Here is a 22,115-nt window from a genome sequence, read left to right as displayed (position 1 = left end):
ACCTTCATCATACGACGAATCCATCAATATTATGGCACACTTGGCTTTCCCCTTGCTATTGTGACAGATAAAACATACAACGCATATTAGGGTAGAAGTGTTGACGGGATAGAGTCGCCGCAAAGGCAGCCGCCTCGAGTACTAGGCGCCATAAGCGGCCGTCATCCGCCGTCTCCAGTACTTCTGCTCCCTATACTGGATATCTGAATTTCCGGTTTTGCGCGGGAAATTCATCGGTGGAGAGCCACCAAACGCTCTTTAGAGAGCACATTCATCGGACCCGTTCGTTGGGTCTAAGGCATTGTCGATCTCGCTTGGTTACGGATGGTACCGCAGCAGCTTTTTCAGGAAGTGAACAGACCCCGGGGAACTAACGTCCCGGCTGCTGTCTGGCTGCTGTCACTGTCATCGCAAAACAACCAATCGCGACTTTCATTATCCGGTGCAGCAATGGCGGAGTGCAACCAGCCTGTTCTAGCGACAGGTCGGCGCCTTTCCGCATGCCGGCGCCGAGGAGCACAGCTTACATGGCAGACAAAATGCTTATCGATGCGTCTCACGAGGAAGAGACGCGTGTCGTTGTGGTTCGTGGGAACCGCATAGAAGAATTTGACTTCGAGTCGCAGCACAAGAAGCAAATCCGCGGCAACATCTATCTCGCCAAGGTGACGAGGGTTGAGCCCTCGCTGCAGGCGGCTTTTGTGGATTACGGCGGCAACCGCCACGGCTTCCTGGCCTTTGCCGAAATCCATCCCGACTACTACCAGATCCCGCTCGCCGACCGGCAGGCGCTCTTGAAGGCGGAAGCCGAAGAGCATCGCCGCGACGATGATGTCGAACATGTCGAAACGGCGCTCGATCTTTCCCAGCAGGAACAGCCCGACATCGGCATCGTCCACAAGGACGAGGCTGAAGCAGAACCCGCTGTAGCGGAAGAAGCTGCTGCCTCCGAGGTAGCCGCTCCCGCTGCCGAAGAAGCTCCGGCAAAGAAGGCCAAGCCGCGCCGCAGCCGCAAGAAGGTTGTCGCGGAAGCGCCGGCCGACGAGGCATCTGCGCCCGAAGCGATCGCAACGGTCGATGCGCCCAGCGAAGATGAAGAAGGACCGTCCGGCGAAATGGCCGCGATGGTCGAAAGCGATTCGATCTCCGAGGATGTCGATGTTTCCAAGCGCCGTCATGACGATGACGACGACGATGATCACGACCAGGAAGAAGAAGTGATCGAATCCGTCGGCGCCGAAGACGCGATGGAAGAGGTTCCGGACCGCACGCAGCGTAAGCCGCGCAAGCAATATCGCATCCAGGAAGTCATCAAGCGTCGGCAGATTCTGCTGGTGCAGGTCGCCAAGGAAGAGCGCGGCAACAAGGGCGCAGCGCTGACCACCTATCTTTCGCTCGCAGGCCGCTACTCGGTTCTGATGCCGAACACGGCGCGCGGCGGCGGCATTTCCCGCAAGATCACCAATCCGCAGGACCGCAAGCGCCTGAAGGAAATCGCCAAGATGCTCGAAGTGCCGCAGGGCATGGGCGTCATCCTTCGCACCGCCGGCGCCAACCGCACCAAGGTCGAAGTCAAGCGCGACTTCGAATATCTGATGCGCCTGTGGGAAAACGTCCGCACGCTGACGCTCGCTTCGACCGCGCCTTGCCTCGTCTACGAAGAAGGCAGCCTGATCAAGCGCTCGATCCGCGACCTCTACAATAAGGATATCGGCGAGATCATCGTTGCCGGCGAAGAAGGCTATCGTGAAGCGAAAGACTTCATGAAGATGCTGATGCCGAGTCATGCCAAGGTGGTTCAGCCCTATCGCGACATCCATCCGATCTTCTCGCGCTCCGGCATCGAAGCGCAGCTTGACCGCATGCTGCAGCCGCAGGTGACGCTGCGTTCCGGGGGCTACCTGATCATGAACCAGACGGAAGCTCTGGTTTCGATCGATGTCAACTCCGGCCGCTCGACGCGCGAGCATTCKATCGAAGACACCGCGCTGCAGACCAATCTGGAAGCGGCGGAAGAAATCGCCCGCCAGCTTCGCCTGCGCGACCTTGCCGGCCTGATCGTCATCGACTTCATCGACATGGAAGAAAAGCGCAACAACCGCGCTGTCGAGAAGAAGCTGAAGGAATGCCTGAAGAACGACCGGGCTCGCATCCAGGTTGGCCGCATCTCGCATTTCGGCCTGCTGGAGATGTCGCGCCAGCGCATCCGCGCCTCGGTTCTCGAAAGCACGACGCAGATCTGCTCGCATTGCGGCGGCACCGGCCATGTGCGCTCGCAGTCTTCCGTTGCGCTGCATGTTCTGCGCGGCATCGAGGAATATCTGCTGAAGAACACGACGCACGACATCACCGTGCGGACGACGCCGGACATTGCGCTTTACCTGCTCAACCACAAGCGCCAGACGATCGTCGACTACGAAAACCGTTTCGGCGTCGCCATCGTCATCGGTGCGGACAACGCCGTCGGTACGCAGCATTTCGCGATCGACCGCGGCGAGCCGGTGGAAAATCCGGTCAAGATCGAATCCCTGTTCAACTTCGCCGCCATTCCGGAAGACGAGGACGATGATATCGTCATCGAGGCCGATGAGGACGAAGATGAAGAGCTCGAGGAAAAGGCCGCTGCTGTCGAACAGCAGCCCACCGCCCGCTCCGAGAACAATGAAGGTGGCCGCAAGCGCAAGCGTCGCCGTCGCCGTCGTGGCCGTGGCGGTGACGCCCAGGCTGCTTCCGAGTCAGGCGATGCGTCCAGCGAAGATGGTGACGAAGAGGCGGATGAGGGCGAAGAGGATGAGGCAAGCGGCAGCAGTGAAGCTGCGGCCGCGTCCAGCGATGATGGCCAGCAGAAGCGCAAGCGCCGTCGCCGCGGCAAGCGTGGCGGGCGTCGCAATCGCGACGGCGAAGGCAATGAATTGGCAGCCGGCAGTGAAGCCGGTTCCGACGAAGGCGCTGACGATGAGGATGACGGCGAAAACGATGTCGCAGTGACCGTCGCTGACATCGCAGTCGCCGAAGGTGAAGCGGCCGTCGAAAGCCAGCCGGCTATGGCGGCTGTCGAAACCGCAGCCGTCGTCGCCGAAGACGTGAAGCCCGCCAAGAGCCGTAGCCGCCGCAAACCGAAGGCTGAAGCATCGCCTGTCGAAGCGCCGATCGCCGAAGAGGCGCCCGTAGCCGAAGCCGAAACAGTTGCCGAAGTCGTCGGCGATCTCGACAAGGCCGCCGAACCGGTAGCGGCTGCCGAACCCGAAGCGGTCGAGGCAGCAGCCAAGCMGGCTCGCGCCAACCGCGAGTCGAACGTCTCCTCCTCCGAGCCGGTGGTCAAGTCCACCCGCACCAGCGAGGGCGGCGATGGTGATGGCGAGCCGACCAAGCCGAAGAAGGCCGGTTGGTGGCAGCGCCGCGGCTTCTTCTGAACGCTGCTGTTCGGAACGAAATAACAAAATCCGGCCGTGGTAACGCGGCCGGATTTTTGTTTGGGAAKACCGCAGGCTGGTATGGTCGACGACCGGTATTTCTCTTCCGTCGTTTATCCTTCTCGCGAGTTTCGGTGCTCACACCCGCCCTCGTCCTTCGAGGGTCGCTTTGCTCCCGCCTCAGGATGAGGGCTAACCCTTCGCATCCGACCGCGAGTTATCCTTTGCTTTACGGTGCTTTACAGCAAGTCGTGAAGCCGGCTCCGCCTCATCCTGAGGCGGGAGCGAAGCGACCCTCGAAGGACGGGGCGGCCCGGTTCGGTCGCCCTCGAACCTTGTCCACAACTCTCCAAAATACTTTCAAAACCCGCCGCAAACCTCTGATCTAAGAGTCTATTTCAACCACGCCGCCATGCGCTCCACTGCTTCCTCGATCTCTGCGTTCGAGCCGGCATAGGAGATACGCATCACGCGGTGCCCCTCGATCGGATCGAAATCGAGGCCCGGTGTGGCGGCAACGTTGATTTCGGCCAGCATCTTACGGGCGAAAGCCATGCTGTCGTTGGTAAAACGGCTGACATCGACATAGGCGTAGAAAGCGCCGTCCATCGGCGAAGCGATGGAGAAGCCGATTTCGGGCAGACGGCGCATCAGGAAATCGCGGTTGCGGCGATAGCTTTCGCGGTAGACGTCCAGTTCTGCCCCTGCCCCAAGCGCTGCGGTGGCGGCGATCTGCGAGAGTTCCGGCGCTGAAATATAAAGGCTCTGGGCGACGCGCTCGATCGGACGCACCAGGCGCCCCGGCAGCACCATCCAGCCGATGCGCCAGCCAGTCATGCAATAATATTTCGAGAAGGAATTGATGACGATCGCCTCGTCGGTTAGCTCCAGCGCGCTCGTCTCCTCGCCGACGAAAGTCAGTCCGTGATAGATCTCGTCGGAGATGAAGGCGATCGAACGGTCGGCGCAATAGTCGGCGAGCGCCTTCAGCGCCGCCCTACCGGTCACCGTGCCGGTCGGGTTGGCAGGGCTTGCAAGCAACACGCCCTTCAGCCGCTTGCCGCTCGCTGCTTGCGCCGCCTCCAGGCTTTCGGGCGTCAGCGTGAATTGCGTCTCGGCGGTCACAGGCACTTCGACGACATCAAGCCCGAGAGCGGCAAGAATATTGCGATAGGCAGGATAGCCGGGCCTTGCGATGGCGACGCTGTCGCCGGGGTCGAATAGCGTCAGAAAGGCAAGATTGAAGCCGGCGGACGAACCGGTGGTGATCGCGATCCGCATGGGATCGATGGTCAGCCCATGACGAGCAAGGTAATGACCGGCAAGCGCTTGCTTCAGCGCCAGCGTGCCAAGTGCCTCCGTGTAACCGATGCGACCGTGACCTAGTGCCGTGCGCGCTGCCTCAAGGGCTGCCTGCGGCGCGGGATGCGACGGCTGACCGACCGCCATCGAGATGACGGCATTTCCCGCCTGACGCCGACGCGTTGCCTCCGCCAGCACATCCATGGCGTGGAAGGGTTCGACATCACTGCGTTTGGATAAGGAAAACAAGGTCAATTCTTTCTCGGATCGGATTGGAGCCAGACAATTGCCGTAATATTAGCGTGTTCACAATCCCGCGATTGCGGCTTTGTCGTGAAAATTCCTGTTTCTGGAAATACACATGCACCGTAAATTGCCGAAACACATTTGTGGATTTTAACCTCGCGGTGATATCCCGAACCGGACGATGAGTCTCAGCACCTACTTAAACGAGGACCCGATGACCCTTTTTTCCAAAACCCTGCTGGCGGCTTCAGCGATCGCCATTGCCGCGTCGCTCGCCATGGTCCAGCCCGCCGCCGCGCTGGATGACCAGCAGAAAAAGGAATTCGGAGAGTTCATCAAGGAATATCTCGTCGCGCATCCGGAAGTTCTCTTGGACGCACAGGCGGCACTTGAGAAGAAGCAGGATGAGCAGCGCATCGCTCAGTCCGCCCAGGCTGTCGCCCAAAACAAGGATGCCATCTTCAATTCCAAGGATGACGTCACGATCGGCAATCCGAAGGGCGATGTCACCGTCGTCGAGTTCTTCGATTATAATTGCACCTATTGCCGCCATGCACTCCCCGACATGGACGCGCTGCTGAAGCAAGACTCAAACGTGCGTTTCGTGCTGAAGGAATTCCCGATCCTCGGACCGGATTCGGTTGCCGCGGCTAGGGTCTCCGACGCTTTCCGCAAGCTGGCGCCGGAAAAATATGCCGAATTCCATCATACGCTGCTTGGCAGCGACGGCCGCGCCTCGGAAGACAGCGCCATCGAAGTTGCGACCTCGCTTGGCGTCACCGAAGCGGCAATCCGCGCCGAAATGGCCAAGAGCCCGAACAATGATTCGGTCAAGGCCACGTACCAACTCGCCTCCGATCTCAACGTCACCGGCACGCCGGCCTATGTCATCGGCAACGAGACAATCTCCGGCGCGATCGGCCTCGAGGCCATTCAGCAGAAGATCTCCAATGTCCGCAGTTGCGGCAAGACCACCTGCTAAATAGTGGCGATCACTGAGGCGCGCATCTTTCCGGACGCGTAAGGGACACAGTGGCGCTTCGGAAGCTGCACAAGCCTTTTCGAAGCCGAACCGATTTTGGGGTTATGCGTAAAATCGCCAAAATCCGGGCGTTTCCACACCTAGACACGCGCAACCTACGTCCTGGGGGCTTTCCTATAGGCCCTCGGGAGTCTATAGGTTGCGCTGCACTTTGACGGAACCTCTGATGGCGCAAACCATTTTTGTCCTGAATGGACCCAATTTGAATGCCCTCGGCAAGCGCGAGCCGGGCATCTATGGCGGCAAGACGCTCAAGGATATCGAAGCCGACTGCAAAACCGTGGGCGAAAGCCTTGGCTTTGTGATCGACTTTCGGCAGAGCAACCATGAAGGCGTGCTTGTCGATTGGATGCACGAAGCGGCAGACGTCGCTGCCGGCATCGCGATAAACCCCGGCGCCTATGGCCATACGTCGATCGCGCTTCATGACGCGATCCGCGCCATTTCCATTCCGGTGGTGGAGGTTCACATCTCCAATATCCACGCACGCGAAGAATTCCGGCACAAATCGATGATCGCGCCCGCCGCCAAGGGCATGATCTGCGGTTTTGGACCCTACAGTTACATCCTGGCGCTGCACGCGCTGAAATCCATCACCCAATAACAAGAATACAGGGCAAAACATCCATGGCTGATAAGAAAATGGGTATCGACCAGGCGCTGATCCGCGACCTCGCCAATATTCTCAATGAGACCGATCTGACCGAGATCGAAGTCGAGCAGGAAGATCTGCGCATCCGCGTATCGCGCGCCGGCACGACTCAATATGTTCAGGCACCGATCGCAGCACCTGCCTATGCCGCAGCAGCTCCTGTCGCCGCCGCTCCCGCTGCAGCCGCCGCGCCTGCCGGCAAGTCGCGCAATCCGGATAACGTCGTCAGCGCACCGATGGTGGGTACGGTCTACATGGCACCCGCTCCAGGCGCTGCCGCTTTCATCGAGATCGGCGCCTCCGTCAAGGAAGGCCAGACGCTGCTCATCATCGAAGCGATGAAGACGATGAACCAGATTCCCGCGCCAAAGTCCGGTATTGTGACCGAAATCCTCATTCAGGACGGACGCCCGGTCGAATACGGCGAAGCCCTGGTCGTCATCGAGTAAACCCTATGCCCATGATTTCGAAGATTCTCATAGCCAATCGCGGAGAGATCGCCCTTCGTGTGCTGCGCGCCTGCAAGGAGCTCGGCATTGCGAGTGTTGCGGTGCATTCGACCGCCGACGCCGACGCTATGCATGTGCGCCTGGCGGATGAAAGCGTGTGCATCGGCCCGCCGCCGTCGCGCGAAAGCTATCTCAACATCCACCAGATCGTCGCGGCCTGCGAGATCACCGGTGCCGACGCCGTTCATCCGGGCTATGGGTTCCTGTCGGAGAACGCCAAGTTCGCCGACATTCTCGAAGCACATGGCATCACCTTCATCGGCCCGACGGCGGATCATATCCGCATCATGGGCGACAAGATCACCGCCAAGACGACTGCGCAGCAGCTCGGTATTCCCGTCGTTCCCGGCTCGGACGGCGAAGTGAAGACCGAGGCGGACGCGCTGAGGACCGCCAAGGAAATCGGCTATCCCGTGCTGATCAAGGCAACCGCTGGCGGCGGCGGACGCGGCATGAAAGTGGCACGTACGGAAGCGGATGTCCTCGAAGCCTGGTCGACGGCACGCACCGAAGCCGCAGCCGCCTTCGGCAATGAATCCGTCTATATGGAAAAATATCTCGGCAAGCCGCGCCACATCGAAATCCAGGTGTTCGGCGATGGCGAAGGCAATGCCGTGCATCTCGGAGAGCGCGACTGCTCGCTGCAGCGCCGCCACCAGAAGGTCTGGGAAGAAGCCAATTCACCGGCGCTCAACGTCGAGCAACGCATGAAGATCGGCCAGATCTGCGCCGACGCCATGAGGAAGCTCAAGTATCGCGGCGCCGGCACGATCGAGTTCCTCTATGAAAACGGCGAGTTCTATTTCATCGAAATGAACACCCGCCTGCAGGTCGAGCATCCGGTCACGGAAGCGATCACCGGCATCGATCTCGTGCATGAGCAGATTCGCGTCGCCTCGGGCGGCGGTCTTTCCGTGACACAAGAGGACGTGCATTTCCACGGCCACGCCATCGAATGCCGCATCAATGCCGAGGACGCACGCACTTTCGTGCCCTCCCCCGGTACGATCACGCATTTCCATGCGCCGGGTGGCCTTGGCGTGCGCATCGATTCTGGCGCCTATCAGGGCTACAGAATTCCGCCCTACTACGACAGCCTGATCGGCAAGCTGATCGTGCATGGCCGCACCCGCGTCGAATGCATGATGCGCCTGCGCCGCGCGCTCGATGAGTTCGTGGTCGATGGCATCAAAACCACTCTGCCTCTGTTCCAGGATCTGGTTTCCAATCAGGATATCGCCAATGGCGACTATGATATCCATTGGCTGGAAGACTATCTGGCGAAAGGCTCGGCTTGACCTATGGCAGGACCGCGCGGCAGAAATCCGGGCATTACTCCTGAGATTCTGCTGCGCGCCTATTCCATCGGTCTCTTCCCGATGGCGGAATCGGCTGACGATCCGGAAATCTTCTGGGTCGAACCGGAACTGCGCGGCGTGCTGCCGCTCAACACCTTCCACGTTTCGAAAAGCCTGGCGAAGACCATCCGCCACAAGCCCTTCGATATCAGGTTCAACACGGATTTCGACGCGGTCATTGCCGCCTGTGCCGAGCAGACCAGCGGTCGGCCAAGCACCTGGATCAACAAGACCATCAAGTCGCTCTATTCGACCCTGAACCATATCGGCCACGCCCACTCCGTCGAGGCCTGGGAGGGTAGCAAACTGGTTGGCGGGCTCTACGGCGTATCGCTGGGTTCGGCCTTCTTCGGGGAGAGCATGTTCTCACGCCGCACGGACGCCTCGAAGATCTGTCTCGTCTATCTCGTCGAGCGCCTCAAGCAGCGTGGCTTCACTCTCCTCGATACTCAATTCACCACCGAGCATTTGAGGACATTCGGCGCAATCGACGTGCCGAAGGATCAATATGCCAGGATGCTTGAGAAAGCGATGGAATCGCCCAATCTGAGCTTCACCGGCAGTTGAGAACCCCCATACATACATTGATTTAAATCAAGAATCCGCTACGTTCGGCACAACAGCCGGGGGTAGTATCTTGAAAAAATATCTTGCAATCGTATTTCTCGCCGCATTGGCCGCAACGCAGGCCAACGCCAAATCCTTTCACGACATGTTCGGCACCGACGCTCCGGAGAGCGGCAGAGGAGCCGTGCTGAAGACCATCGATTTTCAGCAGGGACCGATCAAATTGCCCGGCGCCGACGCGATGCTGAATGTCTCTGACCAGCTCTACTATCTCAATCCGGAAGATACGCGCAAAGTGCTGGTTCAGCTCTGGGGTAATCCGGCCAGCGCGGCCGAAGGTACGCTCGGCATGATCTTCCCAGCGAAATATGCGCCGATTGATCCGCGCACCTGGGGTGCGGTCGTCGAATATGATGGCAGCGGCCATGTCTCCGACGATGACGCCGCGTCGACAGACTATAACGCCCTGCTGAAGCAAATCCAGGATGGGATCAAGGAACAAAATCCCGAACGCGAGCAGCAAGGCTACGCTCCGATCACTCTGGTCGGCTGGGCCGAGCCGCCGCACTACGACAAGGCGACCCATGCGCTTCACTGGGCCCGCGACCTTGTCTTCGGCAAGGACACCAATGGTCTGCATACGCTGAACTATTCGGTGCGCGTGCTCGGTCGCGAAGGCGTCATGGAACTCGATTTCGTGGCCGGCCTCAACCAGTTGCAAGACATCAACAATGCCATCCCGAATGTCATCAACGCCGTGCAATATGACAGCGGCAAGCGCTATGCCGACTTTGTCAACGGCGACAAGATCGCTGCCTACAGCATGGCGGGTATGATCGCCGCCGGCGCCGGCGTGAAGATCGCCGCAAAGCTCGGCTTCCTGGCGGTCGTCCTCGGCTTCTTCAAGAGCTTCGGCGTAGCGCTGCTGGCGTTGAAAAAAGGGCTGATCGTCGTTGTCGCCGGGATTGCTGCCATAGGGCGAAAGATCCTTGGTGCGTTTCGCCGGGATAAAAGTACCGACGCCTGAGAACGGCTCCGGCCGTCTGGCGCGCGCTGAAAGCGCCATAGGCTTTCCGGGGCGCCAACGGCTTCAAATCCGCGTTTTTATCTGCTAATGCTCGCCTGAAGAGCGTTGGTGCATCGAGGTTCCACTTTGCCGTCGTAAATACCGGTCTCATCCAGTTTCACCCTGTATGTCAGGCCAGCGTCATCGCTGCCGGACGTATGATCATGTTCATCGGGTGGTGGCCTGAGACCGGTTTGGCATTGTTGAAATGCGCCATGCGCAGCCATTGCTGTCTCAGTTCTTCAGCCGTCCGAAACATCGCCACGCCGCGCCCGTAGTGGGCTTGTCTTACCGCCAACTTGGTGAACTTCCGAACGGAAGACCAAGACGGTATGTGCAATATTCTCCAGGTCCGATGGACCATCAATCCTCGAACTGCCCCTCAGCCATGGATCGCCTGCAGCGGATGCGGATGCCTCAAGCCTTTTAAGTCGAGCGGCAGGGTCCGGCTCAACGCCAACGGCAAGAAGCTCGATGCCTGGCTCGTCTATAAATGCGTGGATTGCGATAAGACATGGAACCGAACGCTCTTTGAGCGTCAGGCGATTCGTGATCTCAATCCTCTTGTTCTGGAAGCACTGCAGGGCAACGATCCCGACTGGATACGGGCCTGGGAATTCGATCTCAACGGGCTGCGGCGCAAGGCTCAACGCGTCGACGAATTTGCCGATGCAGATATCGAGAAAGAGGCGTTGAACGAACCGGATGGCTGGACGATGCTGGAAATTGGTCTGGCGGTTGCGCTTCCTTTCAACTCCCGCCTCGACCGCTTGCTTGCGTCCGAACTCAGCATCTCACGCTCCCGGCTACAGGCGCTGAACCACGGCGCAAAACTTCTGATCCATCCGGATCGCGCCGATGCCATGCGGCGAAGGATCAAAGACGGCTCGCGCATCGTCATCGATCTCTCCGACGACACCGACCGGCATTCGATTTGGAAAGTAGCTGCTTTGGGCAGGAAGGACGGCTGAGCGGATTGCCACAGGATTGCTCGCGACGGTGTTGCCTTCGTGAGCCAATCTTGCCGCTTTGCGATATTTGGAGAGAAGCGTTTTACTTGGCGCCGGCGCTGTCCGGCGGCGGGATATCCGACTTCTGCTTGCACTCTTTCAGCCAGACGTCATAGATCGGATGTTCGACGGCGTTGAGGCCTGGGCTGTCGGCAAACATCCAGCCGGTGAAGATGCGGCGGATGCGGCGGTCGAGGGTGATCTCGTCCACCTCGACGAAACCGTCGACCTTCTGCTGCTCGGTATCGTCACGCGAATAGCAGGCCTTCGGCGTCACCTGCAGCGCGCCGAACTGCACGGTCTCGTTGATGTAGACATCGAACGTGGTGATGCGGCCGGTGATCTTGTCGAGGCCGGAGAAAACGGCGACGGGGTTGGAGATGCGGGCAGCCTCTGCAGACGGCGGCAAGACAGCGCCCGCAGCAAGGGCAAGCGCCACTCCCGATATCGCACGCAAAGAAGCGCTCCGCGTGAAAAACGTCATATCCGCCAATCTCCGCTTGGTCTCGGTCAAAGCGCCGAGCACGAGCCGGCATGTTCTGCGCCAAGAGCGGATCAGCGTTCCCTGGAATCGCTTTCCCCGCTCTATCTTTTTGTTTTTTTACGCATTCCGGACGGAAAACCGCTTCGCACTTTTCCTGGAACTACTCTAAAGGCCAATTGTGGCCAAAGGACGGGCCGGCCTTCCGTGCTCAGTTGCCCGGCGTCCAGGCGTCGTAGTCGCCGGTCACGCGCGGACGTTCGCCGGCAACGGCCAACGAGCCCGGCGGGCGATAGGCCTGCGGCGAGCCAGTCGGATTGGCGCGATGCGCCTTCTGCCATTCCTTGGCAACGTAGTTGTCCTTGGTCGGCGGAACGTCGGTGCGGTGGTGCATCCAGCCGTGCCAGCCCGGAGGAATGGCGGAAGCTTCGGCATAACCCTTGTAGATCACCCAGCGCTTCGGAAGACCGTAGGACGACGTGCCGCCCTCATAGTAGACATTGCCGAATTCATCCTCGCCGACGCGCTTGCCGAACCGCCAGGTCGCAAAGCGGGTGCCCATCGTCTGACCATTCCACCAGGTGAAGGTTTGTACGAGTAAATTCCACATGTCTTTTCCTTATGCCCGCTGGGAGTGCGTGCGAAACCAGAATTCGATCCCTCGCTTATGCCGCCACTATGCCGCCTTGTCCAGTGATTCCAGCGGGAAAAGCGGTCATTTCAAAGCCATCTTGAAGCCAAGATGGCTCGGCTTGAAACCCAATCTCTCATAGAAGCGATGGGCATCCTTGCGAAGAGCATTCGACGTCAGTTGCACCAACCGCATGCCGCGGCTTTTTGCCTCGGCAATGCAAAAATTGATCATCGCGGCACCAATCCCCTGTCCGCGCAGATCCGAGCGCGTCTGAACCGCCTCGATGATCATCGAGGAAGAACCGCGGCCGGTCAGCGATGTCGTGATCATGGTCTGGAATGTACCGACGACCTCGCCGCGGAACTCGGCGACATAGAGTGTTTGATCTGGCGAGGATTGGATCGTGCGAAAGGCGCGGAGGTAGTCTTCATATGCGGCGGGATCGGTCGTGTCGCCGTGACCGCCGAGAGCATCGGCGGCGAAGAGGGCGATCAAGGAAGGAAGGTCAGCTTCTCTGGCTGCGCGGATAAGTAGATCTTGTGGCGGCAATGTTTTCTACCTACGTCTAACTGAACGGCAACGCTGTGACTCTGGAAGGCCGTATGTCTGCGAGCGAAACACACTCATTTCAATACTTCATGCCCGAACTGCACCTAAAAACAGTCCTGCAAATATCCCTGATGGGGCTGCTTTTATTTTTGCTCGTAGTGCCAAACACCGACGCGGCATTTAAGCTTCTTTTAATTTTACTTTTGCTGCCTGTATCCTTCTATGTCGTTGTCGCGCTTCGAACAATAACCTCTCAATCCAATAGCGCGATCGTGACTATCGGCCCGGAAGGCATATTGGATAGCCGATTTGGGCTGGGTTTCATTCCGTGGTCCGCCATAGAGCACATCGATGTGGACGCACTGAAATTCGAGCCCAATTCTCCTAATGCGGAGATCCTCCGTTTCATCTCCCGTGGTACTCTGCGCCTCTTGGCCATGTCTGGACTGTATGGGAAATTGACAATTCCAAGCGATCTCAGCCTGTCCAAATATAGGGATAGGCGTAACATCAAGTTTTGGTTGCGCTCTGGCGTACACTTGGAGCAAACGACGCCTGCTGCGAGACTTCGGATAAAAGACAACAAAGACGGTACACAGCGCGTTTACATCGCGATGGCAAACCTTTCGGTTTCAAGGAAGGAACTTCTTGATCTCATGCTGGCGTTCCACAAGCAGTATGCGAGCGCTGCACCCGCCACGCCAGTTACGTAGTCAGCCGCTTCTCAAACACCAACGCCGGAATGCCCGACTGTCCCTGCCCCGCATTCTCGTTGCGGCCGACCTCGGTGAAGCCGTGGGCTTTGTAGAAGGCGATCGCTTCGGCGTTTTTGGGTTCGACGTCGAGGCGCATGACTTCGGCGTCCGGAAAGCAGGTTTCCAGCTCGGCGAAGATGTCGCGGCCGATGCCGTTGCGTTGCAGTGAGGGACGGACATAGAGCATATGTAGGAGAACGGTCTTGGTCATCTGCTCGGACATGACGGCATAACCCATGCCGCCGATATCCTCGCCATTGTCGGCGACCAGGAACTCCGATTGCCGCTTCGCCAACCGCGCCTTCAGCTTGGCCGGCGAGAGCAGAAACTCGATCAGTTCATCGACCTTCGCCGCGCCAAAGTGCCGGTCGTAAGCCGCATGCCAAGTCTCGACGAGAAGGTCGCGGACCTTCCCGAGATCCTTCTCGCCGGCCGTGCGGACGAAATACACGGAGCCTATTCCTCTTCGATGCCGAGCTTGGCCTTGACGAGACCTTGTACCGCCTGCGGATTGGCCTTGCCACCGGTCGACTTCATTACCTGACCGACGAACCAGCCAGCAAGCGTCGGCTTAGCCTTGACCTTGGCGACCTGATCCGGATTGGCGGCGATGATCTCGTCGACCGCCTTCTCGATGGCGCCAGTGTCGGTGACCTGCTTCATGCCGCGGGCTTCGACGATCTCGGCAGGATCGCCGCCCTCGTTGAGCACGATTTCGAACAGGTCCTTGGCGATCTTGCCGGAGATGGTTTCGGCCTTGATCAGGTCGATGATGGCGCCGAGCTGGGCGGGCGAAACCGGAGTCTCTTCAATGGTTTTGCCGGTTTTGTTCAAGGCACCCAAGAGGTCGTTGATCACCCAGTTTGCMGCGATCTTGCCGTCGCGGCCGGCAGAGACCGTTTCGAAATAATCGGCAATCGCCTTTTCCGAGACGAGCACGGAGGCGTCATAGATCGACAGGCCCATTTCACGAACGAAACGCTCCTTCTTGTCGTCGGGCAGTTCCGTCAGATTGGCTCTCAAGGCATCGATAAATGCGTCGTCGAATTCGAGCGGCAGCAGGTCCGGATCGGGGAAATAGCGGTAATCATGCGCGTCTTCCTTGGAGCGCATGGATCGCGTTTCGCCCTTGTTCGGATCGAACAGCCGGGTTTCCTGATCGATCGTGCCACCGTCCTCGAGGATCGCAATCTGGCGGCGGGCTTCGTATTCGATCGCCTGGCCGATGAAACGGATCGAGTTGACGTTCTTGATCTCGCAGCGCGTGCCGAACTCTCCACCCGGACGGCGGACGGAGACGTTGACGTCGGCGCGCATGGAGCCTTCGTCCATGTTGCCGTCGCAAGTGCCGAGATAACGCACGATCGAGCGCAGCTTGGTCATATAGGCCTTCGCCTCGTCCGACGAGCGCATGTCCGGCTTGGAGACGATTTCCATCAGCGCCACGCCGGAACGGTTGAGGTCGACGTAGGACATGGTGGCGTGCTGGTCGTGCATCGACTTGCCGGCGTCCTGCTCCAGGTGCAGGCGCTCGATGCCGATCTCGATGTCCTCGAACTGGCCCTGGCGATCCGGACCGAGCGAAATGACGATCTTGCCTTCGCCGACGATCGGATCCTTGTACTGCGAGATCTGGTAGCCCTGCGGCAGGTCGGGATAGAAATAGTTCTTGCGGTCGAAGACCGAGCGCTTGTTGATTTGAGCCTTCAGACCGAGGCCGGTGCGGACCGCCTGCCTGACGCATTCCTCATTGATGACGGGCAGCATGCCGGGCATGGCGGCGTCGACCAGCGACACGTTGGAATTCTGCGGCTTGCCAAACTCTGTCGAAGCGCCGGAGAAGAGCTTGGATTTGCTCAACACCTGGGCATGGACTTCCATCCCGACAACAACTTCCCAATCGCCGGTGGCACCGGGAATGAAACGCTTCGGATCTGGCGTGCGGACGTCGACAATGGTCATGAGAGGCTCTTGAAATGCTGTTCTTCTGAACTTTGTGAGGTAGAGCAATTGGCGGTGCGGCGCAAGACTTTCAGCACCCCGCTGCCGTTATATGCCCGTGCCATATGTCCCTTCGCTACTATCGAGCAGCGGTTTCGAAAGGCCGACCGTCGGCACGTCGCGATCGAGCTTCGGGGAATAGTCAACGGAGAGCCAATGGATGGCATAGCCGTGTGCTTTGAAGAACTCGATCGCGTCGGTATTGCCTGCGTGGGTCTGCACCGCGACCTTCTCCAGCCCCTGCTCCAGAACATCCTTCTCGATCTGCGCCAGCAGTGCCGAACCAAGCCCCTGCCGCAGGTGATCGGGATCGATCCAGAAATCGGAGATATTCTCGTCTAACGCCTCGCGAGCAGCCCAGCCGGCAACAAGTCCGTTCAGCTCCACAATCGTGATAGTCAGCCATGACCTGCGGGTGAAATTCGAGAAGGCTTCTCTGGCACTTTCGAGCAGAGCATCCGTGCCACCGATCGACCGCATGGCCGTTTGCCACGACCGCAGGCCGATATTGACTAATATCTCCGTCTCTCCCTCGTGGGCATTGCGAATATGGATCATCAGGCCCCCGCCGTTTTCAGCAGTAAAACACCGGAAAAGGGCTTTTTCCAGCCGCCAAATGAGAACAGGCGCAGGATGGCTAACAGGAGTGAAACTTGACCGAGAATACAACCTGCTTTAGATGTTAGGCATCAATGGAGTCTTGATGTCCACCTTTTCTCAKACCCGGTAAAGGCCCTGCCCGCAAGTCTTTCTTGCGCGCTGGGCCCGAAACGAAGCCCCGAATTCCCCAAGGGAATGTCGGATCGTTTTGTCGCGCCTTACGGCGCTTTCCGGATCTTGAAAACCATGGATATTTCCCGCGCCGAACAGCGCATTCTGCATCTGCTCGCCCAAGGCGGCCGCATTGAAATCAATCGCTCCGAAAACAAGAAGATCGAGACCGTCCGTTGCTTTACACGCGACGGCTGGCTTTATCCCGGCTTCGGCCTCGATCTCTTCCGCAAACTCAAACGCCTAAGAGCCATCAAATCCTCCGACGGTCATCCGTATCGGATTACCGAGCACGGATTGCGGCTGGTGAGGGCGCAGTTGGATAATAGGTAGGCCGCATCATCCGCCCTCGTGGTTCGAGGCTCCGCCATTTCGCTATGCTCAAAGGGCTTCAAACCTCACCATGAGGGCTACTCCCCTCGCTTGCCGTCAGATATTCGGCCGCTCCAGACCTCATGGTGAGGTGCTCTGGCACCGAAGCGATAGCGAAGGTGACAGGGCCTCGAACCACGAGGTCTGGCCCGTCACTTTCAGCTATCGACCTTTCCGGATATGCTACTTACCACCACTTCGCCGGCGTGAACTTGCCGGCGGCCTGTTCGATGACGTGGGCGGTCTTGAACAGGGTTTCCTCGTCGAATGGCTTGCCGATGAGCTGCAGGCCGAGCGGCAGGCCCTTCGGGTCGAGGCCGGCGGGAACGGCGATGCCGGGGAGACCGGCCATGTTGACCGTTACCGTGAAGATGTCGTTGAGGTACATCTTGACCGGATCGGAAGCGAGGTTTTCGTCGGCGATGCCGAAGGCCGAGGACGGCGTGGCGGGCGTCAGGATGGCGTCGACGCCGGCGTTGAAGGCGAGTTCGAAATCGCGCTTGATCAGCGTGCGAACCTTCTGGGCGCGCAGGTAATAGGCGTCGTAGTAGCCGGCCGACAGAACGTAGGTGCCAATCATGATGCGGCGCTTCACTTCCTGGCCGAAGCCGGCAGCGCGCGTCTTTTCATACATGTCGACGATGTCCTTGCCATCGACGCGCAGGCCGTAGCGCACGCCGTCGTAACGGGCGAGGTTCGAGGACGCTTCGGCAGGCGCGACGATGTAATAGGCCGGCAGGGCATATTTCGTGTGCGGCAGCGAGATGTTGACGATCTCTGCGCCTGCATCCTTCAGCCAGGCAATGCCCTGCTGCCAAAGGGTTTCGATCTCTTCCGGCATGCCGTCGACACGGTATTCGTTCGGGATACCGATCTTCATGCCCTTGAGCGACTTGCCGAGCGAGGCTTCGTAATCCGGCACGGGCAGATCGACCGAGGTMGTGTCCTTGGCGTCGACGCTTGCCATCGACTTCAGGAGGATGGCTGCGTCGCGAACATCGCGAGCAATCGGGCCGGCCTGGTCGAGCGACGAGGCGAAGGCGACAATGCCCCAACGCGAGCAACGGCCATAGGTCGGCTTGATACCGACCGTGCCGGTGAAGGCGGCCGGCTGGCGGATGGAGCCGCCGGTGTCGGTAGCCGTGGCGCCGGCGCAGAGATGCGCGGCGACGGCAGCGGCCGAACCGCCCGAGGAACCGCCGGGAACGAGCTGCTGGTTGGAACCGGCGGCGCGCCAGGGGTTGATCACCGGGCCGTAATAGGAGGTCTCGTTGGAGGAACCCATGGCGAACTCATCCATGTTGAGCTTGCCCAACATGACGGCGCCGTCGTTCCAAAGGTTCTGCGTGACGGTCGATTCGTAGTGCGGCTCGAAACCGTCCAGGATGTGGCTGCAGGCCTGGGTATGAATGCCTTCGGTGCCAAACAGGTCCTTGATCCCGAGTGGAATGCCTTCCAGCGCGCCGGCTTTGCCTTCCGCAAGGCGGGCGTCCGACACCTTGGCCATTGCGAGCGCCTTTTGCGGCGTCACCTTCACATAGGCATTGAACTGAGCATTGGCCGCCTCGATCGCCGAAAGATAGGCCTCGGTCAATTCGGTGGCGGTGATGTCCTTGGCGCGCAGCTTGTCGCGGGCTTCGGCAATGGTCAGGCTGGTCAGTTCACTCATCTTGTTTCGCTTCAGGTCTAATGAGGGCAATGGGTCGGAACAGGCTCGTCCGGCCGTTATTCAACAACTTTGGGAACCAGGAAGAAATTCTGGTCGGTATTCGGCGCATTGGCGACGATGTCGGAGGCCTTGCTGCCATCGGTGACACCATCAGTCCGCTTCTTCATCGCCATCGGCGTGACGGAGGTCATGGCCTCGATACCATCGACATTCACTTCGGAAAGCTGCTCGACGAAGCCCAGAATGCCGTTCAGTTCGCCCATCATTCTCTGCGCTTCGTCCTCATTGACGGCGATACGCGCAAGATGGGCGACGCGTTTGACGGTGGCGAGATCGACGGACATGGCATTCTCCGGATAGTTGATATCCACCAACAGTGGATTTTCCTCACGCTATAAAGGCCATGTCCGCTATACGCAACGGGTATCGTTACGCCGAGATGGTCTCACCGGGCTTCGGAGCCGCGACCGCCGTCTTCGAGCCTTCCAGGCCGGCGATGAACTTTTCCGCGGTCTGGTCGATGATCGGGAACGTGCCGTAGTGGCCCGGAATGGCGGTCTTGAAGTTGAAGAAGCGCTGGCAGGCGAGCGCGGCAACGGCGCCGCCCATGGTGAAGCGGTCGCCGATCGGCACAATGCCGATATCAGGCTGATGCAGTTCGTTGATCAGGCCCATGTCGGAGAAGATGTCCGTGTCGCCCATGTGGAACAGCGTCGGCTCGTCGTCGAAATGCAGCATCAGGCCGTTCGCGTTGCCGAGAGAATGCGAAACACCGTCCTCGGTGAGTTGGGCGGAGGAGTGCAGCGCATTCGTGAAGGTGGCAGAGAAACCGCCGAGACCGACCGTGCCGCCGGTATTGCCCATTTCCAGCTTCTCGACACCCTTGCTGCTAAGCCAGGCAGCAAGATCGGCATTGGCGAGAACAACCGCGCCCGTGTCCTTGGCAATCTGAACGGTGTCGCCGACATGGTCGCCGTGACCGTGGGTCAAGAGAATGTGGGTGATGCCGGCGGCTACATCCTTGATATTTAGCCCCGTGCCGGCGAAGGATGGATTGTAGCTCAGGAAAGGGTCGATAAGGATTTTGGCGCTAGCCGTTTCGATGCGAAAGGCTGCATGGCCGAGCCAAGTGATCTTCATGGATTTTCTCCTTAATACTTGATTTCTAATGCAAGACTGGTGTCTTAGGACATATCCGAAACCGCCACAAAGAAAAGCGGCGCGGACTTCAATTTGTTTTGACGGGGGACGAGAGCTGATGACGACGCTGACCATCGAAGACCTCGCCGTGATGCTCCTGCCCGGTCAGCCGATMGCCGGGCTCGATCTCGGCACCAAGACGATCGGGCTCGCCATGTCCGATCTCGGCCGGCGGTTCGCCACGCCTCGCCCGGTGATCAAGCGGGTGAAATTCACCCAGGATGCCCAGGTGCTGGTTGCCTTCGCCGAAAAGGAAAAAGTCGCGGCCTTCGTCATCGGCCTGCCGATGAACATGGACGGTTCGGCAGGGCCTCGCGTGCAGGCKACGCGGGCCTTCGTGCGCAGCATGGCCGACAAGACCGCCCTGCCCTTCGTCTTCTGGGATGAGCGGCTGTCGACGGTCGCCGCCGAACGGGCGCTGCTGGAAATGGATGTGTCGCGCGCCAAGCGTGCCGAGCGGATCGACTCGGCCGCCGCGAGCTTCATTCTTCAGGGAGCTTTGGATAGGCTTTCAGCGCTTGGCAGGCCGGTCTTTCCCGACCTCGAGACTTGACGGCGGTTCCACCATTCCAGAATGACGGCGCGCTTGCGAAAGCCGAAGATGGCGAAAACCAGCAGGCTGTCGAAGGCGATGGCGCGGGCGACCAGCGGCGGAATGCTTTCCGGTGGGATGCCGAGGATCTTGCCGTAGATCTGGAAGACGAGGTCGTGCGTCTGCCGCGTGAACATGAAGATGCCGAAACTCATGTCGTAGTAGGACAGGTAGTACCAAGCCCCGAGAAACGAGACCGGCGCGGCCCAGAATATCAGCAACCACTTCATGCGGTTCCCCTTCGACGCTGGTATTGCGCCGCTTCAGTCGAAAGGACCAGCCAGTTCGACAATGCCATGGCGCTCAGCACCAGTGCCGGTAGCGTTATATCTAGTGCCAGCACGGCGAAGAACATCATCGCCGCGACAAGAAGCACTATTTTTGCGGGTCTGGGCCCCATGGCTGCACGCTTAATGGTTAACAATCGGTCCACATAGAGTGGCCATTTAACCGGTGCTGCGCAACGTAAACCAATTGTTAAGGTTAACGGCCAGACGGGGCTGTGGATATCTTCTGCGCGGCGGCGATGTCAGCCGTAGACGCCGCGCACGATCCGCTTCAGCGCGGTCGCGGCCTTCTCCCAATCCTTCGCCGTTTTCAGGGCAAGACCGGCGCATTGGCCGCTGATGGTCGCCGAAAGAACGAGATGCTGAATAGCGGCAAAGATCATGGCATTGACGGCGACCGTATCTATCCCCTTGGGCGGGGTGAGCGAACCGCGCATGCGCTCGATCCAGCCGGCAAGCGCCTTTGAGCGGGCTTCCGATAGCCGGCGCACCTGCTCTGTATTTTCGGACACCTCCCAAGCGACGATGCGACGCATCAGCGGATCGGCGCGCAATGCATCGAGGAAAAGCAGGGCCAGCCGTTCCATCAGGTCGCCATAGGTCAGTAGGAACATGCCGCCGGTATCGTCGGGGATGCGATCCTGCACCCAACCGCCGAGATCAGTGCCGATCGCCTCGACCAGGCCATCGAGACCGCCATAGTAGCGATAGATCAGTTGCTTATCGCAACCGGCGCCGCGGGCGACGGCGTTGATGCCGAAATTCTGGAATCCCTCTTCCGCCAACAGCCGTTTCGCAGCATCCAGGATCGCCTGCTCGGTGGCGGCGCGATTGCGCACCCGCTTCTCCGGCTCAGCCGGCGTTTCGATCGGTTTTCTCAGAACGGCGTTTGCGCTTGACATCATCTCGGCCCCAACTTGTCACCAGCCGGTGAATAGCAAGCCGCATACAAGTGAACAACGAGGCGATGAGATTCGATAGATTTAAAACTGTGGAATCCACAGATTAGAGAGATTGGCCGAACCAGACGGTGTTTCCGGACGTCAGCTCCGGCGGCAGTTCGAGCCGGGAAAATCCGCGCGATGCCCAGAAGCGTATGCCATTGTGGTTGCCAACATTTGCCCCGAGATGCACGCCTCTGACGCCACGGGCGCGGGCATGCGAGAGCCATCGATCGAGAAGCGCACTGCCGATGCCCTGCCCCTGCGTGCGCGCCAGGAGATTCATATGAATATGCGCCGGGAACGGATCGGTGAGAGCGGCGGGCGCTCGCTTCGGATGATGGATCGTAAAACTTCTCTGCTGATCCGCATTCCAGGCCGAAGCATCGCCAGATGGTTCCGCATAGCGTTTGCGCAGCTCCGGCCACCACTCGCGCTCCAGTCTTTCCTCGAAAGCAACCGTGTCGAAGACGCCGGCAATATAGCCGCAGACGCCCTCCCCATCTTCGGCGACAAAGACGGTTTCCGGGCTGAGTGCCGCATAGGGTACCGAGTAAATATGCCCAATCATCCGTCCATCGCGATGGAGCGCCGTCGCGTCCCTGCCGGCATCGCCGGTAACCAGGGAGATGACATAGAGTTGATCGATGTCATCGGGTTGGACGGAGCGGAGGTTGATCATGGAGACTTCTTCCATA

General features: G+C 59.3%; 26 protein-coding genes. 11 read left to right on the top strand and 15 right to left on the bottom strand.

Annotated elements, in window-relative coordinates; translation table 11 throughout:
- Window positions 1-527: 527 nt before the first annotated feature.
- The gene (locus tag QD357_RS25035) at window positions 528-3,413 is read left to right on the top strand and encodes an Rne/Rng family ribonuclease (protein ID WP_414125243.1); all 2,886 of its coding nucleotides are present in this window, start codon (window positions 528-530) and stop codon (window positions 3,411-3,413) included.
- 393 nt (window positions 3,414-3,806) lie between these two features.
- Here the strand turns inward: QD357_RS25035 and QD357_RS25030 are convergent, their stop codons facing one another.
- Window positions 3,807-4,964, bottom strand: a complete 1,158-nt coding sequence (locus QD357_RS25030; RefSeq protein ID WP_414125242.1) for a pyridoxal phosphate-dependent aminotransferase — start codon at window positions 4,962-4,964, stop codon at window positions 3,807-3,809.
- Window positions 4,965-5,175: 211 nt separating this feature from the next.
- On the opposite strand from QD357_RS25030, the gene QD357_RS25025 reads away from it, so the two are divergent.
- The 6 genes from QD357_RS25025 to QD357_RS25000 all read left to right on the top strand — a co-directional run bounded on the left by QD357_RS25025 (window position 5,176) and on the right by QD357_RS25000 (window position 10,116).
- The gene (locus QD357_RS25025; protein ID WP_414125241.1) at window positions 5,176-5,943 is read left to right on the top strand and encodes a DsbA family protein; all 768 of its coding nucleotides are present in this window, start codon (window positions 5,176-5,178) and stop codon (window positions 5,941-5,943) included.
- A 226-nt stretch (window positions 5,944-6,169) separates the two neighbouring features.
- Window positions 6,170-6,607 carry a type II 3-dehydroquinate dehydratase gene (gene aroQ / locus QD357_RS25020; protein WP_107107784.1) on the top strand — a complete coding sequence of 146 codons (438 nt, stop codon included), beginning with the start codon at window positions 6,170-6,172 and terminating at the stop codon, window positions 6,605-6,607.
- 23 nt (window positions 6,608-6,630) lie between these two features.
- Window positions 6,631-7,104: an acetyl-CoA carboxylase biotin carboxyl carrier protein gene (gene accB, locus QD357_RS25015; RefSeq protein ID WP_107107783.1), complete on the top strand. Its 474-nt coding sequence runs from the start codon at window positions 6,631-6,633 to the stop codon at window positions 7,102-7,104.
- A 5-nt stretch (window positions 7,105-7,109) separates the two neighbouring features.
- Window positions 7,110-8,462 carry an acetyl-CoA carboxylase biotin carboxylase subunit gene (accC, locus tag QD357_RS25010; protein ID WP_181316036.1) on the top strand — a complete coding sequence of 451 codons (1,353 nt, stop codon included), beginning with the start codon at window positions 7,110-7,112 and terminating at the stop codon, window positions 8,460-8,462.
- Window positions 8,463-8,465: 3 nt separating this feature from the next.
- Window positions 8,466-9,089 (top strand): leucyl/phenylalanyl-tRNA--protein transferase, encoded by a 624-nt coding sequence (gene aat / locus QD357_RS25005; RefSeq protein WP_107107782.1) that lies wholly within the window; start codon window positions 8,466-8,468, stop codon window positions 9,087-9,089.
- 70 nt (window positions 9,090-9,159) lie between these two features.
- A complete protein-coding gene (locus QD357_RS25000) occupies window positions 9,160-10,116 on the top strand; it encodes a DUF2167 domain-containing protein (RefSeq protein ID WP_107107781.1) in 957 nt (318 codons plus the stop codon).
- A gap of 169 nt (window positions 10,117-10,285) precedes the next feature.
- Here the strand turns inward: QD357_RS25000 and QD357_RS24995 are convergent, their stop codons facing one another.
- Window positions 10,286-10,453: a hypothetical protein gene (locus tag QD357_RS24995; protein ID WP_181316035.1), complete on the bottom strand. Its 168-nt coding sequence runs from the start codon at window positions 10,451-10,453 to the stop codon at window positions 10,286-10,288.
- Window positions 10,454-10,487: 34 nt separating this feature from the next.
- On the opposite strand from QD357_RS24995, the gene QD357_RS24990 reads away from it, so the two are divergent.
- Entirely contained in the window at window positions 10,488-11,126 is a 639-nt protein-coding gene (locus QD357_RS24990; RefSeq protein ID WP_181316034.1) for a DUF1062 domain-containing protein, read from the top strand.
- 82 nt (window positions 11,127-11,208) lie between these two features.
- On the opposite strand, the gene QD357_RS24985 is transcribed toward QD357_RS24990, so the two are convergent.
- The 3 genes from QD357_RS24985 to QD357_RS24975 form a co-directional block, all read right to left on the bottom strand.
- Complete coding sequence (locus QD357_RS24985; RefSeq protein ID WP_107107780.1) at window positions 11,209-11,649, bottom strand: DUF2155 domain-containing protein; 441 nt, start codon at window positions 11,647-11,649, stop codon at window positions 11,209-11,211.
- A gap of 208 nt (window positions 11,650-11,857) precedes the next feature.
- Window positions 11,858-12,256, bottom strand: coding sequence for an NADH:ubiquinone oxidoreductase subunit NDUFA12 (locus tag QD357_RS24980; protein WP_107107779.1), 399 nt, complete (start codon window positions 12,254-12,256; stop codon window positions 11,858-11,860).
- 105 nt (window positions 12,257-12,361) lie between these two features.
- Window positions 12,362-12,829: a GNAT family N-acetyltransferase gene (locus QD357_RS24975; protein WP_107107778.1), complete on the bottom strand. Its 468-nt coding sequence runs from the start codon at window positions 12,827-12,829 to the stop codon at window positions 12,362-12,364.
- A 53-nt stretch (window positions 12,830-12,882) separates the two neighbouring features.
- On the opposite strand from QD357_RS24975, the gene QD357_RS24970 reads away from it, so the two are divergent.
- Window positions 12,883-13,542 (top strand): hypothetical protein, encoded by a 660-nt coding sequence (locus QD357_RS24970; protein WP_107107777.1) that lies wholly within the window; start codon window positions 12,883-12,885, stop codon window positions 13,540-13,542.
- Here QD357_RS24970 and QD357_RS24965 read toward each other — a convergent pair.
- From QD357_RS24965 to QD357_RS24955, 3 genes are all read right to left on the bottom strand, one after another.
- Complete coding sequence (locus QD357_RS24965; RefSeq protein ID WP_107107776.1) at window positions 13,535-14,035, bottom strand: GNAT family N-acetyltransferase; 501 nt, start codon at window positions 14,033-14,035, stop codon at window positions 13,535-13,537. The two genes, QD357_RS24970 and QD357_RS24965, sit on opposite strands and share 8 nt — an antisense overlap.
- 5 nt (window positions 14,036-14,040) lie before the next feature.
- Complete coding sequence (gene gatB, locus QD357_RS24960) at window positions 14,041-15,546, bottom strand: Asp-tRNA(Asn)/Glu-tRNA(Gln) amidotransferase subunit GatB (protein ID WP_107107775.1); 1,506 nt, start codon at window positions 15,544-15,546, stop codon at window positions 14,041-14,043.
- An 87-nt stretch (window positions 15,547-15,633) separates the two neighbouring features.
- On the bottom strand, window positions 15,634-16,143 hold the full coding sequence (locus QD357_RS24955; protein ID WP_107107774.1) for a GNAT family N-acetyltransferase: 510 nt from the start codon (window positions 16,141-16,143) through the stop codon (window positions 15,634-15,636).
- Window positions 16,144-16,431: 288 nt separating this feature from the next.
- Here QD357_RS24955 and QD357_RS24950 point away from each other — a divergent pair, with 288 nt between their 5' ends.
- A complete protein-coding gene (locus tag QD357_RS24950; protein ID WP_107108122.1) occupies window positions 16,432-16,689 on the top strand; it encodes a YjhX family toxin in 258 nt (85 codons plus the stop codon).
- Window positions 16,690-16,915: 226 nt separating this feature from the next.
- Here the strand turns inward: QD357_RS24950 and gatA are convergent, their stop codons facing one another.
- The 3 genes from gatA to QD357_RS24935 all read right to left on the bottom strand — a co-directional run bounded on the left by gatA (window position 16,916) and on the right by QD357_RS24935 (window position 19,537).
- Window positions 16,916-18,397 (bottom strand): Asp-tRNA(Asn)/Glu-tRNA(Gln) amidotransferase subunit GatA, encoded by a 1,482-nt coding sequence (gene gatA / locus QD357_RS24945; RefSeq protein WP_107107773.1) that lies wholly within the window; start codon window positions 18,395-18,397, stop codon window positions 16,916-16,918.
- A 56-nt stretch (window positions 18,398-18,453) separates the two neighbouring features.
- Window positions 18,454-18,741: an Asp-tRNA(Asn)/Glu-tRNA(Gln) amidotransferase subunit GatC gene (gene gatC / locus QD357_RS24940; RefSeq protein WP_107108121.1), complete on the bottom strand. Its 288-nt coding sequence runs from the start codon at window positions 18,739-18,741 to the stop codon at window positions 18,454-18,456.
- 85 nt (window positions 18,742-18,826) lie between these two features.
- The gene (locus QD357_RS24935; protein WP_107107772.1) at window positions 18,827-19,537 is read right to left on the bottom strand and encodes a metal-dependent hydrolase; all 711 of its coding nucleotides are present in this window, start codon (window positions 19,535-19,537) and stop codon (window positions 18,827-18,829) included.
- Window positions 19,538-19,655: 118 nt separating this feature from the next.
- Here QD357_RS24935 and ruvX point away from each other — a divergent pair, with 118 nt between their 5' ends.
- Window positions 19,656-20,150, top strand: coding sequence for a Holliday junction resolvase RuvX (ruvX, locus tag QD357_RS24930; RefSeq protein WP_107107771.1), 495 nt, complete (start codon window positions 19,656-19,658; stop codon window positions 20,148-20,150).
- Here the strand turns inward: ruvX and QD357_RS24925 are convergent.
- From QD357_RS24925 to QD357_RS24910, 4 genes are all read right to left on the bottom strand, one after another.
- On the bottom strand, window positions 20,087-20,419 hold the full coding sequence (locus QD357_RS24925; protein WP_107107770.1) for a DUF6105 family protein: 333 nt from the start codon (window positions 20,417-20,419) through the stop codon (window positions 20,087-20,089). The two genes, ruvX and QD357_RS24925, sit on opposite strands and share 64 nt — an antisense overlap.
- The gene (locus QD357_RS24920) at window positions 20,416-20,589 is read right to left on the bottom strand and encodes a hypothetical protein (protein ID WP_181316033.1); all 174 of its coding nucleotides are present in this window, start codon (window positions 20,587-20,589) and stop codon (window positions 20,416-20,418) included. Before QD357_RS24920 ends, QD357_RS24925 begins: the two co-directional genes overlap by 4 nt.
- Before the next feature lie 129 nt (window positions 20,590-20,718).
- Entirely contained in the window at window positions 20,719-21,378 is a 660-nt protein-coding gene (locus QD357_RS24915; RefSeq protein WP_107107769.1) for a TetR/AcrR family transcriptional regulator, read from the bottom strand.
- Window positions 21,379-21,481: 103 nt separating this feature from the next.
- The gene (locus tag QD357_RS24910; RefSeq protein ID WP_107108120.1) at window positions 21,482-22,099 is read right to left on the bottom strand and encodes a GNAT family N-acetyltransferase; all 618 of its coding nucleotides are present in this window, start codon (window positions 22,097-22,099) and stop codon (window positions 21,482-21,484) included.
- Between the last annotated feature and the right edge of the window lie 16 nt (window positions 22,100-22,115).

This window comes from Rhizobium sp. BR 317 (genome assembly GCF_047445835.1).
GTDB classification, from domain to species: Bacteria; Pseudomonadota; Alphaproteobacteria; order Rhizobiales; family Rhizobiaceae; genus Rhizobium; species Rhizobium paranaense.
The sequence above is the reverse complement of the archived record's forward strand: the minus strand, read 5'-3'. Positions and strand labels throughout refer to the sequence as shown.